Raw genomic sequence first — 15,794 nt, forward strand, 5'->3', positions numbered from 1 at the left:
GGTGTTTCGTGTCTTTTTGGGCGCTATTTACGCCTTTTGCCAAGTAAGCGCAATGAGCGGTTTGGGGTAGGCCTTTTCGTTGTCATTAGTAACCTAACTGTCTATACTCCCCCACCGACCGCCAGGGGCACTTGGAGCCTTTATTCTGGAGGTTGTCACTCCCTGGGTAGTGGGTTCTGACCAGTGCACTTCCCGACAACTTTGCCCTGATTGTTAGGGGCCCTTCAGTGTGAAAAAAGCCGTGAATAGCCAAAGACCTGTAAACCTAGACTTAAGGACGATCAAACTCCCAGTCACTGCTTACACGTCCATCTTGCACCGGATCTCCGGTGTCATCCTTTTCGTGGGCCTCGCTGTGCTGCTGTACGCACTCGACAAGTCCCTCGAGTCCGAGGATGGCTTCAAGCAGGTGGCCGCGTTTCTGGCCAGCCCTCTGGCCAAGTTTGTGATTTGGGGCCTGCTCTCCGCTCTGCTGTATCACTTGGTGGCAGGTATTCGCCATCTGATTATGGACGTGGGCGTTGGTGAGACGCTGGAAGGCGGCAAGCTGGGCTCGCAAATCGTACTCGTCGTTTCGGCGGTAGTGATTGTGCTGGCGGGAGTATGGATATGGTAACTAACGTCACGAACTTCTCACGCTCCGGGCTATATGACTGGATGGCCCAGCGCGTGTCTGCGGTTGTACTCGCGGCTTATTTCCTTTTCCTGATCGGATACCTCGTGGTTCACCCAGGCCTGGACTACACCGTCTGGCATGGTCTGTTCTCACAGAACTGGATGCGCATTTTCAGCCTGTTGGCGCTCGTTGCTCTGGGCGTTCACGCCTGGGTCGGCATGTGGACGATTTCCACCGACTACCTGACGCAAATGGCGTTGGGCAAGTGGGCGACCGGTGTGCGTTTTCTGTTCCAGGCAGCGTGTGGCATCGCCATGTTCGCTTACTTCGTCTGGGGCGTGCAGATTCTTTGGGGTATCTGATTCATGGCTAACATTAATACGCTTTCCTTCGATGCCATCATTATTGGTGGTGGCGGTGCCGGGATGCGCGCCGCACTGCAGCTGGCCCAAGGCGGCCACAAGACTGCAGTAGTCACCAAGGTGTTCCCGACCCGCTCGCACACTGTGTCGGCACAAGGCGGTATCACCTGCGCCATCGCGTCGGCCGACCCGAACGATGATTGGCGCTGGCACATGTACGATACCGTCAAAGGCTCCGACTACATCGGTGACCAGGACGCTATCGAGTACATGTGTTCCGTGGGCCCGGAAGCGGTGTTCGAACTCGAGCACATGGGTCTGCCGTTCTCCCGTACCGAACAAGGCCGCATCTATCAGCGTCCGTTCGGTGGCCAGTCGAAAGACTTCGGCAAAGGCGGCCAGGCTGCCCGTACATGCGCTGCTGCTGACCGTACCGGTCACGCGTTGCTGCACACGCTGTATCAAGCCAACCTGAAAGCCAACACGGTATTCCTCAACGAATACTATGCAGTGGATCTGGTGAAGAACCAGGACGGCGTTTTCGTCGGCATCATCGCTATCTGCATCGAAACCGGTGAAACCTCGTACATCCGCGCCAACGCCACCGTGCTGGCAACGGGCGGTGCGGGCCGTATCTACTCGTCGACTACCAACGCCCTGATCAACACCGGTGATGGTGTTGGTATGGCGCTGCGTGCTGGCGTGCCGGTACAAGACATCGAAATGTGGCAGTTCCACCCCACCGGTATCGCCGGCGCTGGTGTACTGGTTACCGAAGGCTGCCGTGGTGAAGGTGGTTACCTCATCAACAAGCACGGCGAGCGTTTCATGGAGCGTTACGCTCCGAACGCGAAAGACCTGGCTGGTCGTGACGTGGTTGCCCGTTCGATGGTTAAAGAAATCATCGCTGGCAACGGTTGCGGTCCGGATGGCGACCACGTGATGCTGAAACTCGACCACTTGGGCGAGGAAGTACTTCACAGCCGTCTGCCAGGTATCTGCGAACTGTCGAAGACCTTCGCCCACGTTGACCCGGTTGTTGCTCCGGTTCCTGTGGTTCCAACTTGCCACTACATGATGGGCGGCGTTGCCACCAACATTCATGGCCAGGCGATCACTCAGGATGCTGCGGGTAACGACCACATCATTCCGGGCCTGTTCGCAGTAGGCGAAGTGGCGTGCGTATCGGTGCACGGTGCCAACCGTCTGGGCGGCAACTCGTTGCTCGACCTGGTGGTGTTTGGTCGTGCGGCCGGCATCCACTTGGAACAAACTCTGAAAGAAGGCGTCGACTATCGTCGTGCCACTGAAACCGACGTTGATGTTGCTCTGGCGCGTTTGAATGGCCTGAACGAGCGCACCAGCGGCGAAGACGTTGCGTCCCTGCGTAAGGAACTGCAGAGCTGCATGCAGAACTACTTCGGTGTATTCCGTACCGGCGAATACATGCAGAAGGGTATTGCTCAGTTGGCTGACCTGCGTGGCCGCATCGCTGCCGTCAAGATCGACGACAAGAGTCAGGCCTTCAACACCGCGCGCATCGAAGCGCTCGAGTTGCAGAACCTGCTGGAAGTGGCCGAAGCCACTGCCATTGCCGCTGAAGTCCGCAAGGAATCTCGTGGTGCTCATGCTCGTGAAGACTACGAAGATCGGGATGACGAAAACTGGCTCTGCCACTCCCTGTATTTCCCAGGCGAGAAGCGTGTGTCCAAGCGTGCCGTCAACTTCGCGCCTAAGACTGTTCCGGCGTTTGAACCCAAAATTCGTACTTATTAAGGGTGGCCATTATGTCTCTTGGTAAAACTCTGCAAGTTAGCGTTTACCGCTACAACCCGGAAACGGATGCCGCACCGTTCATGCAGGACTTCAACGTCGATATCGACGGCAAAGACCTGATGGTGCTGGACGTTCTGGCGTTGATCAAAGAACAGGATCAGGGCTTCTCGTATCGCCGTTCCTGCCGTGAGGGTGTTTGTGGCTCCGACGGCATGAACATCAGCGGTAAGAACGGCCTGGCCTGCATCACGCCGATTTCGGCTGTAGTGAAGGGCAACAAGCTGATCGTTCGTCCACTGCCAGGTTTGCCGGTTATCCGTGACCTGGTCGTCGACATGAGCATCTTCTACAAGCAGTACGAAAAGGTGAAACCTTTCCTGCAGAACAATACTCCGGCGCCGGCTATCGAGCGTCTGCAGACCCCAGAAGAGCGTGAAAAGCTCGACGGTCTGTACGAGTGCATTCTGTGTGCGTGCTGCTCGACGTCGTGCCCTTCGTTCTGGTGGAACCCGGACAAGTTCCTCGGTCCAGCTGCGCTGCTGCAAGCCTATCGTTTCCTGGCCGACAGCCGCGACACCCACACCGAAGAGCGTCTGGCTGCACTTGATGACCCGTTCAGCGTATTCCGCTGCCGCGGGATCATGAACTGCGTGAACGTCTGCCCTAAGGGTCTCAACCCGACCAAGGCAATCGGCCACGTACGCAGCATGTTGCTACACAGCGGTACCTGATTTACTGGCAATACCTGCATAACCAGCAATACCTGCGGCGCCGACCTTTCGGCGCCGTAGTTTAAGACCGGGTCGCTACCCAAAAGGCGGCGGCCCTCACTTTGAAAAAATTGACGACCAGCAGGGGCATCCGGGCTGGTACCCGGACTATCTGCGGGATCCGAAGTGGCTTTACCAGGTCGCTGGTTTTGGGCTGGGTAATTTCATGCGGTTTCCACGCCGGTGGTGTCCCCTTACCGAGGGTGACCAAGCATGCAAGAAAGCGTGATGCAGCGCATGTGGGACAGTGCCCACCTATCCGGTGGTAACGCTGCCTACGTGGAAGAGCTCTACGAGCTCTACCTGCACGATCCCAACGCTGTGCCAGAAGAGTGGCGCACCTACTTCCAGAAGCTGCCGGCCGATGGCAACGTCACCAATGACGTTTCCCACTCGACGGTGCGCGATCATTTCGTGTTGCTGGCCAAGAACCAGCGTCGCGCTCAACCGGTGTCTGCCGGCAGCGTGAGCAGTGAGCACGAGAAGAAGCAGGTCGAAGTCTTGCGACTGATTCAGGCGTATCGGATGCGTGGCCATCAGGCCTCTCAGCTCGATCCGCTCGGTCTGTGGCAGCGCCCGGCACCGGCTGATCTGGCGATCAATCATTACGGCCTGACTGATGCCGATCTCGACACAACCTTCCGTACCGGTGAGCTTTACATCGGTAAAGAGGAGGCGACGTTACGCGAGATCTACGTGGCTCTGCAGCAGACATATTGCCGCACCATTGGCGCCGAGTTCACGCACATCGTCGATTCCGAGCAACGCAAGTGGTTCCAGCAGCGTCTGGAAAGCGTGCGCGGTCGTCCGACGGTTTCCCCTGAGGTTCAGAGCCATCTGCTCGAGCGCCTCACCGCCGCTGAAGGCCTGGAAAAATACCTGGGCACCAAGTACCCGGGCACCAAGCGTTTCGGTCTGGAAGGTGGCGAGAGCTTGATTCCGCTGCTCGACGAGCTGATTCAGCGTTCCGGTTCCTACGGCACCAAAGAAATCGTCATCGGCATGGCCCACCGTGGCCGTCTCAACGTGCTGGTCAACACCTTCGGTAAAAACCCGCGCGACCTGTTCGATGAGTTCGAAGGCAAGAAGAAGCTGGTTGAGCTGGGTTCCGGCGACGTGAAGTACCACCAGGGTTTCTCATCCAACGTGATGACCACTGGCGGTGAAGTGCACTTGGCCATGGCGTTCAACCCGTCTCACCTGGAAATCGTTTCGCCAGTGGTTGAGGGCTCTGTTCGCGCCCGTCAAGACCGTCGCAACGACACCACCGGTGACAAGGTTCTGCCGGTTTCCCTGCACGGTGACGCGGCGTTCGCCGGTCAGGGTGTGGTCATGGAAACCTTCCAGATGTCGCAGACCCGCGGCTTCAAGACTGGCGGCACGATCCACATCGTGATCAACAACCAGGTTGGCTTCACCATCAGCAACCCGGAAGACTCCCGTTCCACCGAGTACTGCACCGACGTCGCCAAGATGATTCAGGCGCCGATCCTGCACGTAAACGGTGATGATCCGGAAGCCGTGTTGTTCGTGACCCAGCTGGCCATCGACTACCGCATGCAATTCAAGCGTGACGTGGTAATCGACCTGGTTTGCTACCGTCGTCGCGGCCACAACGAGGCCGACGAGCCGAACGGCACCCAGCCTTTGATGTACCAGCAAATCGCCAAGCAGCGCACCACCCGTGAGCTGTATGCCGACGCGTTGATCCAGTCCAACAGCCTTGATGCCGACAGCGTTCAGCACAAGGTCGACGACTACCGCAATGCGCTGGACAACGGTCTGCACGTTGTAAAAAGCCTGGTCAAAGAGCCGAACAAAGAGTTGTTCGTGGACTGGCGTCCGTACCTGGGCCACGCCTGGACTGCGCGTCACGACACCCGTGTACCGCTGAAAACCCTGCAGGAACTTGCAACCAAGTTGCTGGAAGTGCCGGAAGGTTTCGTGGTTCAGCGTCAGGTTTCGAAAATTCTCGAAGACCGCCAGAAGATGGCTGCCGGTGGCTTGCCGATCAACTGGGGCTTCGCCGAAACCATGGCGTACGGCACCTTGCTGTTCGACGGGCACCCGATTCGCCTGACCGGCCAAGACGTTGGCCGTGGCACCTTCTCGCACCGTCACGCGGTGCTGCATAACCAGAAGGACGCCGGCACTCACGTTCCGTTGAAGCACCTGTACGAAGGTCAGCCGCGTTTCGACCTGTACGACTCGCTGCTGTCCGAAGAAGCCGTGCTGGCCTTCGAATATGGCTACTCGACCACCAAGCCGGATGCGTTGGTGATCTGGGAAGCGCAGTTCGGTGACTTCGCCAACGGTGCACAAGTGGTTGTCGACCAGTTCATCACCAGTGGCGAGCACAAGTGGGGCCGTCTGTGCGGTCTGACCATGTTGCTGCCGCACGGTTATGAAGGGCAGGGGCCTGAGCACAGCTCGGCGCGTCTGGAGCGTTACCTGCAGCTGTGCGCTGAGCACAACATTCAGGTGTGCGTGCCGACTACCCCGGCGCAGGTCTACCACATGCTGCGTCGCCAGGTGATCCGCCCGCTGCGTAAGCCATTGGTCCGCATTGACGCCCAAGTCGCTGCTGCGGCACAAATTGGCCATTTCGACCCTGGAAGATTTGGCCGAGGGTTCGTTCCAAACGGTACTTCCGGAGATCGATGCACTCGATCCGAAGAAAGTGAAACGGTTGGTACTGTGCAGCGGCAAGGTCTACTACGACCTGCTGGAAAAGCGCCGTGCCGAAGGCCGCGACGATACTGCCATCGTGCGTATCGAGCAGCTGTATCCGTTCCCTGAAGACGATCTGGCCGAGGTGCTTGCTCCGTACAAGAACCTGGAGCACGTGGTCTGGTGTCAGGAAGAACCGATGAACCAGGGCGCTTGGTATTGCAGTCAGCACCACATGCGTCGTGTTACCAGCGCGCACAAAAAAGGCCTGTTCCTCGAGTACGCCGGCCGTGAAGGCTCTGCTGCTCCGGCCTGTGGTTACGCTTCGATGCACGCCGAGCAGCAGGAAAAACTGCTGCAGGACGCCTTTACTGTTTAACGCCTTCGTCCCACAACGGGCTGCAGCGATCCTGCAGCCCGTTTGCTGAAGAACCCGAATTTAAGGAACCGTACACAATGGCTATCGATATCAAAGCCCCGCAATTTCCGGAATCGGTTGCTGACGGCACCGTTGCTACCTGGCACAAGAAGCCGGGCGACGCCGTCAAGCGCGACGACCTGATCGTCGACATCGAAACCGACAAAGTGGTTATGGAAGTGCTGGCTGAGGCCGACGGCGTTCTGGCTGAAATCGTCAAGAATGAAGGCGACACCGTGCTCAGCGGCGAACTGCTGGGCAAACTCGGTGATGGCGCCGGCGCTGCTGCCGCTCCAGCCGCCGCTGCACCGGCTCCTGCTGCCAGCGCTGCTGCCGCTCCGGCTGCTGCCCCGGCTGCCAAGTCCGAAGACCTGATTCTCGCTCCAGCCGCGCGCAAGCTGGCTGAAGAAAACGGCATCGACGTCAACAGCATCGCTGCCAGCGGTAAAGGCGGTCGCGTTACTAAAGAAGACGTGGTTGCTGCCATCGAAGCGAAGAAAAACGCTCCGGCTGCACCGGCCAAAGCCGCTGCCGCACCTGCTGCTGCGGCTCCGGTTTTCGCTGCTGGCGACCGCGTGGAAAAACGCGTTCCGATGACCCGCCTGCGCGCCAAAGTGGCCGAGCGTCTGGTTGAAGCTCAGTCGACCATGGCCATGCTGACCACCTTCAACGAAGTCGACATGACTGAAGTGATGGCCCTGCGCAGCAAATACAAAGACCTGTTCGAGAAGACCCACAACGGCGTGCGCCTGGGCTTCATGTCGTTCTTCGTCAAAGCCTCGGTTGAAGCCCTCAAGCGCTTCCCGGCGGTGAACGCGTCGATCGACGGTACCGACATCGTGTACCACGGCTACCAGGACATCGGCGTTGCCGTCTCCAGCGACCGTGGCCTGGTGGTTCCGGTTCTGCGTAACGCCGAACTGATGAGCCTGGCAGAAGTCGAAAACGGCATCGCCACCTTCGGCAAGAAGGCCAAAGAGGGCAAGCTGTCCATCGACGAGATGACTGGCGGCACCTTCACCATCACTAACGGCGGCACCTTCGGTTCGATGATGTCGACCCCGATCGTCAACCCGCCGCAGGCTGCCATTCTTGGCATGCACAACATCATTCAGCGCCCGATGGCAATCAATGGTCAGGTTGTCATCCGTCCAATGATGTACTTGGCGTTGTCTTACGACCACCGTCTGATCGATGGCAAGGAGGCCGTGAGCTTCTTGGTAACGATCAAGAACCTGCTGGAGGATCCGGCGCGCCTGTTGCTGGATATCTAATCCGTTCTCTGATCACGGCGGCCCCCAAAAGGGGCTGTCCGGTTTCATCCGAAAAGGAATGAGTTATGACGCAAAAATTTGACGTGGTAGTGATCGGTGCTGGCCCAGGAGGCTATGTAGCCGCTATCAAGGCCGCTCAACTGGGTTTGAAAACTGCCTGTGTCGAGAAATATCAGGGTAAGGAAGGCAAAATTGCCTTGGGCGGTACCTGCCCGAACGTCGGTTGCATTCCATCCAAGGCGTTGCTCGACAGCTCCTACAAATTCCACGAAGCCCACGAAGGCTTCGCTGTGCACGGCATCAGCGCCAAGAACGTCTCTATCGACGTACCGGCCATGGTTGCGCGCAAAGACACCATCGTTAAAAACTTGACTGGCGGCGTTGCCACCCTGTTCAAGGCCAACGGTGTGACCCTGCTCGAAGGCCACGGCAAACTGCTGGCGAACAAGCAGGTTGAAGTGACCGGCCTTGACGGCAAAGCGGTTGTCTACGAAGCCGACAACGTGATTCTGGCCTCCGGCTCGCGTCCCGTAGACATCCCGCCAGCTCCGGTAGATCAGGACGTTATCGTCGACTCCACCGGCGCTCTGGATTTCCAAGCCGTACCGAAAACCCTTGGCGTGATTGGCGCTGGCGTTATCGGTCTGGAGCTGGGTTCGGTATGGGCCCGTCTGGGTGCCGAAGTGACCGTGCTCGAAGCACTCGACAAGTTCCTGCCAGCGGCTGACGAAGCCATTGCCAAGGAAGCACTGAAGATCCTCACCAAGCAGGGTCTGAAAATCAAACTGGGCGCTCGCGTAACCGGTTCGGAAGTGAAGAAGAAGCAAGTCACCGTTACCTACACTGACGCCGAAGGCGAGCAGAAGCAGGTATTCGACAAGCTGATCGTGGCCGTAGGCCGTCGCCCGGTAACTACCGAGTTGCTGGCAGCAAACAGCGGCGTCGACCTCGACGAGCGCGGTTACATCTTCGTTGACGACCACTGCACCACCAGCGTCCCAGGCGTTTACGCCATTGGTGACGTGGTACGTGGCGCCATGCTCGCGCACAAAGCCTCGGAAGAGGGCGTGATGGTTGCCGAGCGTATCGCCGGCCACAAAGCGCAAATGAACTACGACCTGGTGCCATCGGTTATCTACACCCACCCGGAAATCGCATGGGTTGGCAAAACCGAGCAAGCGCTCAAGGCTGAAGGCGTTGCCATCAACGTCGGCACCTTCCCGTTCGCTGCCAGCGGCCGCGCCATGGCTGCCAACGACACCGCCGGTTTCGTCAAAGTCATCGCCGATGCCAAGACTGACCGCGTTCTGGGCGTTCACGTAATCGGCCCGGCTGCTGCCGAGCTGGTGCAACAAGGCGCTATCGGTATGGAATTTGGCACCAGTGCCGAAGACCTCGGCATGATGGTGTTCTCGCACCCAACCATGTCCGAAGCGCTGCACGAAGCGGCCTTGGCAGTGAATGGCGGCGCCATCCACATCGCCAACCGCAAGAAGCGTTAATAGCGACAACAAGAACCACGCCGGGCGGCCCGTCGTGCATCTTCACACCGAAGACGCACCGCGGAATGCCCAGGCGGACTGTTTCTAGAAAACGGTCACAGGTGGCGCGGCAACTATCACGCAGCGTCGAATGCGCAATACCTAACGAAGACGGTAGACAAGCATGAATCTTCACGAGTATCAGGGTAAGCAACTGTTTGCTGAGTACGGCCTGCCCGTATCCAAAGGCTTTGCAGTAAACACCCCGGAAGCGGCCGCTGAGGCCTGCGACAAAATTGGTGGCACCGAGTGGGTTGTCAAAGCCCAGGTCCACGCAGGTGGTCGCGGTAAAGCCGGTGGTGTGAAACTGGTCAAGAACAAGGACGAGGCCAAGGCCTTCGCCGCTCAGTGGCTGGGCAAGCGTCTGGTGACCTACCAGACCGACGCCAACGGCCAGCCGGTCAACCAGATTCTGGTTGAGTCCTGCACCGATATCGCCAAAGAGCTGTATCTGGGCGCAGTCGTTGACCGCTCCAGCCGTCGCATCGTGTTCATGGCCTCCACTGAAGGCGGCGTGGACATCGAGAAGATCGCTCACGACACCCCTGGAGAAGATCCTCAAAGCCACTATCGATCCATTGGTTGGCGCTCAGCCGTACCAAGGTCGCGACCTGGCCTTCCAACTGGGCCTGCAAGGCGACCAGATCAAGCAGTTCACCCACATCTTCGTTGGCCTGGCCAAACTGTTCCAGGACTACGACCTGGCACTGCTGGAAGTGAACCCGCTGGTAATCAAAGCTGACGGCAACCTGCACTGCCTCGACGCCAAGATCAACATCGACGCCAACGCCATGTACCGCCAGCCAAAACTGCGCGCCATGCATGACCCGTCGCAAGATGACCCACGTGAAGCCCATGCTGCCAAGTTCGAGCTGAACTACGTAGCCCTGGAAGGCAACATTGGCTGCATGGTCAACGGTGCCGGCCTGGCCATGGGTACCATGGACATCGTCAACCTGCACGGCGGCAAGCCAGCCAACTTCCTCGACGTAGGCGGCGGCGCTACCAAAGAACGCGTTACCGAAGCGTTCAAAATTATTCTGTCCGACACCAACGTTGCAGCTGTTCTGGTGAACATCTTCGGCGGCATCGTTCGTTGCGACATGATTGCCGAAGGCATCATTGGCGCAGTGAAAGAAGTTGGCGTGAAAATCCCGGTGGTTGTGCGCCTTGAAGGCAACAACGCTGAACTGGGCGCCAAGGTACTGGCAGAAAGCGGCCTGAACATCATCGCGGCAACCAGCCTGACCGACGCTGCTCAGCAAGTCGTCAAAGCTGCGGAGGGCAAAGTAATGAGCGTCCTGATCAATAAAGACACCAAAGTTATCTGCCAGGGCTTCACCGGCTCGCAGGGTACTTTCCACTCCGAACAAGCCATTGCCTACGGCACCCAAATGGTTGGCGGCGTGACTCCGGGCAAAGGCGGCACCACTCACCTGGGCCTGCCAGTCTTCAACACCGTGAAAGAAGCTGTAGAGAAAACTGGCGCTACCGCCAGCGTGATCTACGTTCCGGCTCCTTTCTGCAAAGACTCGATCCTGGAAGCCGCTTTCGGTGGCATCAAGCTGATCGTGTGCATCACCGAAGGCATCGCGACCATCGACATGCTGGAAGCCAAGGTTAAGTGCGACGAATTGGGCGTACGCCTGATCGGCCCTAACTGCCCAGGCGTGATCACTCCGGGCGAATGCAAGATCGGCATCATGCCTGGTCACATTCACCTGCCAGGCAAAGTCGGCATCGTTTCGCGTTCCGGCACCCTGACCTACGAAGCTGTTAAGCAGACCACTGACGCCGGTTTCGGTCAGTCCACCTGCGTCGGCATCGGCGGTGACCCGATCCCAGGCTCCAACTTCATCGACATCCTGAAGCTGTTCCAGGAAGACCCGAAAACCGAAGCCATCGTCATGATCGGAGAAATCGGTGGTTCGGCTGAAGAAGAAGCCGCTGCTTACATCAAAGCTCACGTGACCAAACCAGTGGTTTCCTACATCGCTGGTGTGACTGCCCCTCCAGGCAAGCGCATGGGCCACGCAGGCGCCATCATCTCTGGTGGTAAAGGCACCGCTGACGAGAAATTCGCAGCGCTGCAGGACGCAGGTGTTAAAACCGTGCGTTCGCTGGCTGATATTGGCAAGGCGCTAGCCGAGCTGACCGGCTGGACCGCCAAAAACGCGTAATTGCGTTTGGGCAAGTAAAAGGCCACCCCTCGGGGTGGTCTTTTTTTTGCCCCCGCGATCTCCGGGTCGTCGGCCATGCTGCGTTGCGAACGCTCCTGAAATGCTCACGTACTAAATGTACGCTGCGCTTTCAGGAGCGCCCGCGCCTTGCCTGACCTTAGCCCCGGAGATCTCGACCGTGGCGCCTGTTTGAAGAGCAGCGCTGCGATCTCCGGGTCGTCGGCCATGCTGCGTTGCGCTCGCCCGGTAAATGCTCACGTACTGCAGTACGCTGCGCTTTCCCGGACGACCGCGCCTTGCCTGACCTTAGCCCCGGAGATCTCGACCATGGCGCCTGTTACAAGAGCTTGTGGGTCCCTGTGGGAGCGGCTTTAGCCGCGATGCTTTTGATCGTAAAGAGCATCGCGGCTGAAGCCGCTCCTACAGAAACAAAACATGCGAAGGTAGCCGCGCCCGCAAAACCCAAACCACGCCCACAAAAAAGCCCCGCATCTGCGGGCTTTTTTGTTTATGCCCTTCTTCGAAAGAGGGGCAGAGGCTCGTCAGCGGACGCTTGGTAAACCTCGTTGAATTCGCTGAAGGCTTTCAGCGCATCGTCCGGGTCTTTGTCTTCGCGCAGGGCGAAGGCGTCGAAGCCGCAGCGGTGCAGGGCCCAGAGTTGGTCGCGGAGCACATCGCCAATGGCGCGGATTTCGCCCTTGTAGCCGTAGCGGGTGCGCAGCATGTAGGCGGTGGAGGAGTGGCGGCCGTCGGTGAAGGCGGGGAAGTTCAGGGCGATGACCTGGAAGTTGTCCAGTTGATCGGCGATCTCTTCAATTTCTTCACCGGCTTCCAGCCATACGCCGAGACCGCCGTCGCGGGCTTTCCAGAGCGCTGCTGTGTTCCACGTACAGGCCCAGCGGTACGATCAGGTCGTCGCAGTTGGACACGCCTTCCAGCGTCGCGTCCTTGGGCAGCAGGTGCCAGGTTTCGTCGACCAGCTGACCGTTCTTAATGATTCGCTGCCGTATACGCGCTCCTTGAACGGGTCAATGCCGACACGGCGGAAGGTGTCGAGGAAGCTTTCTTCTTCGTGACGGGTTTCCACGTACACGTCGATGATTTTGCTGACCACGTCCGCCATGTCTTTTTCGGCGAACGATGGGCCGGAGAATCTGCGCCAGGCTGGCGTCGCGACCCGAGCTGCCGCCCAAGGAGACCTGGTAGAACTCCTGACCTTTCTTGTCCACGCCCAGAATGCCGATGTGGCCTACGTGGTGGTGACCGCACGCGTTCATGCAGCCGGAAATGTTCAGGTCGATATTGCCGATGTCGAACAGGTAGTCCAGGTCGTCGAAACGGCGCTGGATGGCTTCGGCAATCGGAATCGACTTGGCGTTTGCCAGCGAGCAGAAGTCGCCGCCCGGGCAGCAGATGATGTCGGTCAGCAAGCCCACGTTTGGCGTGGCGAAGCCGTTTTCGCGCAGCTCGCCCCACAGGGTGAACAGCTGGCTTTGCTCGACGTCGGCCAGAATGATGTTCTGGTTATGGCTGTTGCGCACTTCGCCAAAGCTGTAGCGATCGGCCAGGTCGGCGATAACGTCGAGCTGCTTGTCGGTCACGTCGCCAGGGGCAACGCCGGTGGGCTTCAGCGACAGAGTCACGGCGACGTAGCCCGGCTTTTTGTGGGCGAACACGTTGCGGCTGGCCCAACGATCAAAACCGGGGTGCTCGGCGCGCAAGGCGGCGAGGGCGTCGGTCTGGTCTTCTAGCGCTTTGTAGGCCGGATCAACGAAGTGGGCGGCAACGCGTGCCACTTCCGCTTCGGTCAGGGTGGTGGGGCCGTCTTTCAAATGCGCCCATTCGGCGTTAACGCGTTCGGCGAATACGTCCGGCGTCAGTGCTTTCACCAAGATCTTGATGCGCGCCTTGTACTTGTTATCGCGGCGGCCATAGCGGTTGTACACACGCAGGATGGCGTCGAGGTAGCTGATCACGGTGCTGCCACGGCAGGAATTCGTTGATGAAGCTGCCAACGATTGGCGTACGGCCCAGGCCGCCACCGACCGAGACGCGGAAGCCCAGCTCGCCGGCTTCGTTCTTCACCGCTTCCAGGCCGATGTCATGCACTTCGATGGCCGCGCGGTCGCTCACGGCGCCGTTGACGGCGATCTTGAACTTGCGCGGCAGGTGCGAGAACTCGGGGTGGAAGGTCGACCACTGACGAATGATTTCGCACCAGGGGCGCGGGTCCACGATTTCGTCTTTGGCCACGCCGGCGAAGTGGTCGGTGGTGGTGTTGCGGAATGCAGTTGCCGCTGGTCTGTACCGCGTGCATTTGCACGGTGGCCAGCTCGGCAAGAATTTCCGGTACGTCCTCCAGTTCCGGCCAGTTGAACTGCACGTTCTGGCGGGTACTGATGTGCGCGTAGCCCTTGTCGTAGTCGCGGGCGATCTTGGCCATCATGCGCACCTGTGCCGACGACAGCAGGCCATAGGGCACGGCCACGCGAAGCATCGGCGCAAAACGCTGGATATAAAGACCATTCTGCAAGCGCAACGGGCGAAATTCTTCGCCAGAAAGTTCGCCAGCCAGATAACGGCGGGTCTGATCACGGAACTGCTTGACGCGGCTCTCGATGATGTCTTGATCGTAACTGTCGTAGACGTACATACGGGTCCTGTTTTCAGGCTACTTACTGCCAAATCAGCGCGCACGGCCGCGCACTCCTTGCGGAGCCGGGGGAAGATACCAGTTCAGGTTTATGCGCAAAAGTGATGTTTTAGTATAAGAACGAAACTTATGGTGCTAAGAGCGGTGGGCTTTAACGCGCAGCCCTACAAGCCGCCTTGAAAGGCCCTCGTGAACCTTAGGAAAACCCCTATCGCGGCAGCTCGATTCGTTCCGTTTCGCCTGGCACCGTCGGCCAATCGCCGGCTGCCCATTTCGCCCGCGCGCGGTCAATCAGCGCCGAGTCGCTGGCGACGAAATTCCAGTTCATGCGCCGTGGACCATCCAGAGGGCTGCCGCCGACCATGATGATCTGGCAGTCGCTTTCGGCGAACAGCGTGTAGGTTTCACCGGCCGGCAGCACAACCATGCTGCGTGGCGACAACGGCTCGTCTTCCAGTCGCGCTTCGCCGCTGATCAGGTACAGCGCGCGTTGCTCGTGTTCGGCGGCAACAAATTGCGCCGAGCCGGTGCTCATATAAATGTCGGCAAGCAGGGTGGGCGTCGGCACCGGCACGGGAGATTTAAGGCAGAAGCCTTCGCCGGCCACCAACCGAATCTTCACCCCCAGCGCCTCGCTCGCGGGCAACTCGGCAACGCCGTGATGGCTGTAGCTCGGCGCGCCTTGTTCCAGGTGCTGCGGCAGGGCCAACCACAGTTGGAGGCCGTGCAGCTGCGAACCGGTTTCCCATAGCTCGCTTGGGGTGCGCTCAACATGGGCAACGCCGTTGCCAGCCGTCATATAGCTGACATCGCCAGCCCCTACGCGCTGATCCGAGCCGAGGCTGTCTTTGTGCAGCAGGGCGCCTTCAAACAGATAGCTCAGCGTTGATAGGCCGATGTGCGGGTGCTGACGCACATTCATGCCGGTGCCCGGCGCGGTGTAGTGGTTGCTGACGATGTGATCGAAGAACACAAACGGCCCCACGCTGCGGCATTGCGCGGACGGCAGCGGCCGCAAAATCGGCTGGCCTTCAACGTCTTCGGGGCGGGGGCGAATCACCAGGGGAGCGGCCATAACGATTACTCAGCAAGTTGGGTGTCGACGTGAATCTCAGTGCTGGTCATCAGCTTGTGCACCGGGCATTTGTCGGCGATGGCCAACAACTTGGCGCGCTGTTCATCGGTGAGCTCGCCTTCCAGCGTCAGGCTGACCGCCAAGGTGTAATGGCCTTCACGCTCTTTGCTGGCGTCGCGGCTGACCGCCACCTTAATTCCGGTCAGCGGCATGCCACGGGCGCGGGCATATTGCGTGACGGTCAGGGCTTTGCAGGCGCCGAGGGCGGTGTCGAAGTAATCGTGCGGGTCTGGCGCCGAGCTTTCGCCGCCCAGTTCGGTCGGCATGTCCGTCGCCAACGGTGCCAATTCGGCGATCTGAATGTCGTGGCGATAGCTGGTGGCGGACTGGCTGGTGATGGTTATGGTCATGGCACATCTCGGCGTCGAAGGGCGTGGTAGAGCATCGTGCTTGGCGCCG

9 protein-coding genes and 4 pseudogenes are annotated in these 15,794 nt (G+C 59.2%); 9 read left to right on the forward strand and 4 right to left on the reverse strand.

Annotated features, from left to right (window positions below; all coding sequences use genetic code 11):
- The first annotated feature begins 229 nt into the window (after positions 1-229).
- From sdhC to sucD, 9 genes and pseudogenes are all read left to right on the forward strand, one after another.
- Positions 230-616: a succinate dehydrogenase, cytochrome b556 subunit gene (sdhC, locus tag ACZZZP_RS07755; RefSeq protein ID WP_206000775.1), complete on the forward strand. Its 387-nt coding sequence runs from the start codon at positions 230-232 to the stop codon at positions 614-616.
- Complete coding sequence (gene sdhD, locus ACZZZP_RS07760; protein ID WP_122451172.1) at positions 610-978, forward strand: succinate dehydrogenase, hydrophobic membrane anchor protein; 369 nt, start codon at positions 610-612, stop codon at positions 976-978. Before sdhC ends, sdhD begins: the two co-directional genes overlap by 7 nt.
- A 3-nt stretch (positions 979-981) precedes the next feature.
- Positions 982-2,754, forward strand: a complete 1,773-nt coding sequence (gene sdhA, locus ACZZZP_RS07765) for a succinate dehydrogenase flavoprotein subunit (RefSeq protein WP_122497108.1) — start codon at positions 982-984, stop codon at positions 2,752-2,754.
- 11 nt (positions 2,755-2,765) lie between these two features.
- Positions 2,766-3,485 (forward strand): succinate dehydrogenase iron-sulfur subunit, encoded by a 720-nt coding sequence (locus tag ACZZZP_RS07770; RefSeq protein ID WP_122451280.1) that lies wholly within the window; start codon positions 2,766-2,768, stop codon positions 3,483-3,485.
- Between the two features lie 252 nt (positions 3,486-3,737).
- Positions 3,738-6,573, forward strand: a pseudogene (locus ACZZZP_RS07775) (2-oxoglutarate dehydrogenase E1 component).
- A gap of 77 nt (positions 6,574-6,650) precedes the next feature.
- On the forward strand, positions 6,651-7,886 hold the full coding sequence (gene odhB, locus ACZZZP_RS07780; RefSeq protein WP_463382329.1) for a 2-oxoglutarate dehydrogenase complex dihydrolipoyllysine-residue succinyltransferase: 1,236 nt from the start codon (positions 6,651-6,653) through the stop codon (positions 7,884-7,886).
- Positions 7,887-7,951: 65 nt separating this feature from the next.
- On the forward strand, positions 7,952-9,388 hold the full coding sequence (gene lpdA / locus ACZZZP_RS07785; RefSeq protein ID WP_463536428.1) for a dihydrolipoyl dehydrogenase: 1,437 nt from the start codon (positions 7,952-7,954) through the stop codon (positions 9,386-9,388).
- A gap of 163 nt (positions 9,389-9,551) precedes the next feature.
- Positions 9,552-10,716: pseudogene (gene sucC / locus ACZZZP_RS07790) on the forward strand (ADP-forming succinate--CoA ligase subunit beta); the annotation flags it as partial.
- 3 nt (positions 10,717-10,719) lie between these two features.
- The gene (gene sucD / locus ACZZZP_RS07795; protein WP_122451178.1) at positions 10,720-11,607 is read left to right on the forward strand and encodes a succinate--CoA ligase subunit alpha; all 888 of its coding nucleotides are present in this window, start codon (positions 10,720-10,722) and stop codon (positions 11,605-11,607) included.
- 508 nt (positions 11,608-12,115) lie between these two features.
- On the opposite strand, the pseudogene ACZZZP_RS07800 reads toward sucD, so the two are convergent.
- The 4 genes and pseudogenes from ACZZZP_RS07800 to ACZZZP_RS07815 all read right to left on the reverse strand — a co-directional run bounded on the left by ACZZZP_RS07800 (position 12,116) and on the right by ACZZZP_RS07815 (position 15,745).
- Positions 12,116-12,617: pseudogene (locus ACZZZP_RS07800) on the reverse strand (DUF934 domain-containing protein).
- Positions 12,608-14,260: pseudogene (locus ACZZZP_RS07805) on the reverse strand (nitrite/sulfite reductase); the annotation flags it as partial. The pseudogenes ACZZZP_RS07805 and ACZZZP_RS07800, both read right to left, overlap by 10 nt.
- A gap of 208 nt (positions 14,261-14,468) precedes the next feature.
- Positions 14,469-15,335 carry a pirin family protein gene (locus ACZZZP_RS07810; protein WP_463536429.1) on the reverse strand — a complete coding sequence of 289 codons (867 nt, stop codon included), beginning with the start codon at positions 15,333-15,335 and terminating at the stop codon, positions 14,469-14,471.
- Between the two features lie 5 nt (positions 15,336-15,340).
- Entirely contained in the window at positions 15,341-15,745 is a 405-nt protein-coding gene (locus tag ACZZZP_RS07815) for an OsmC family protein (protein WP_122497122.1), read from the reverse strand.
- Positions 15,746-15,794: the final 49 nt, after the last annotated feature.

It is taken from the genome of Pseudomonas sp. AC211 (assembly GCF_979258055.1).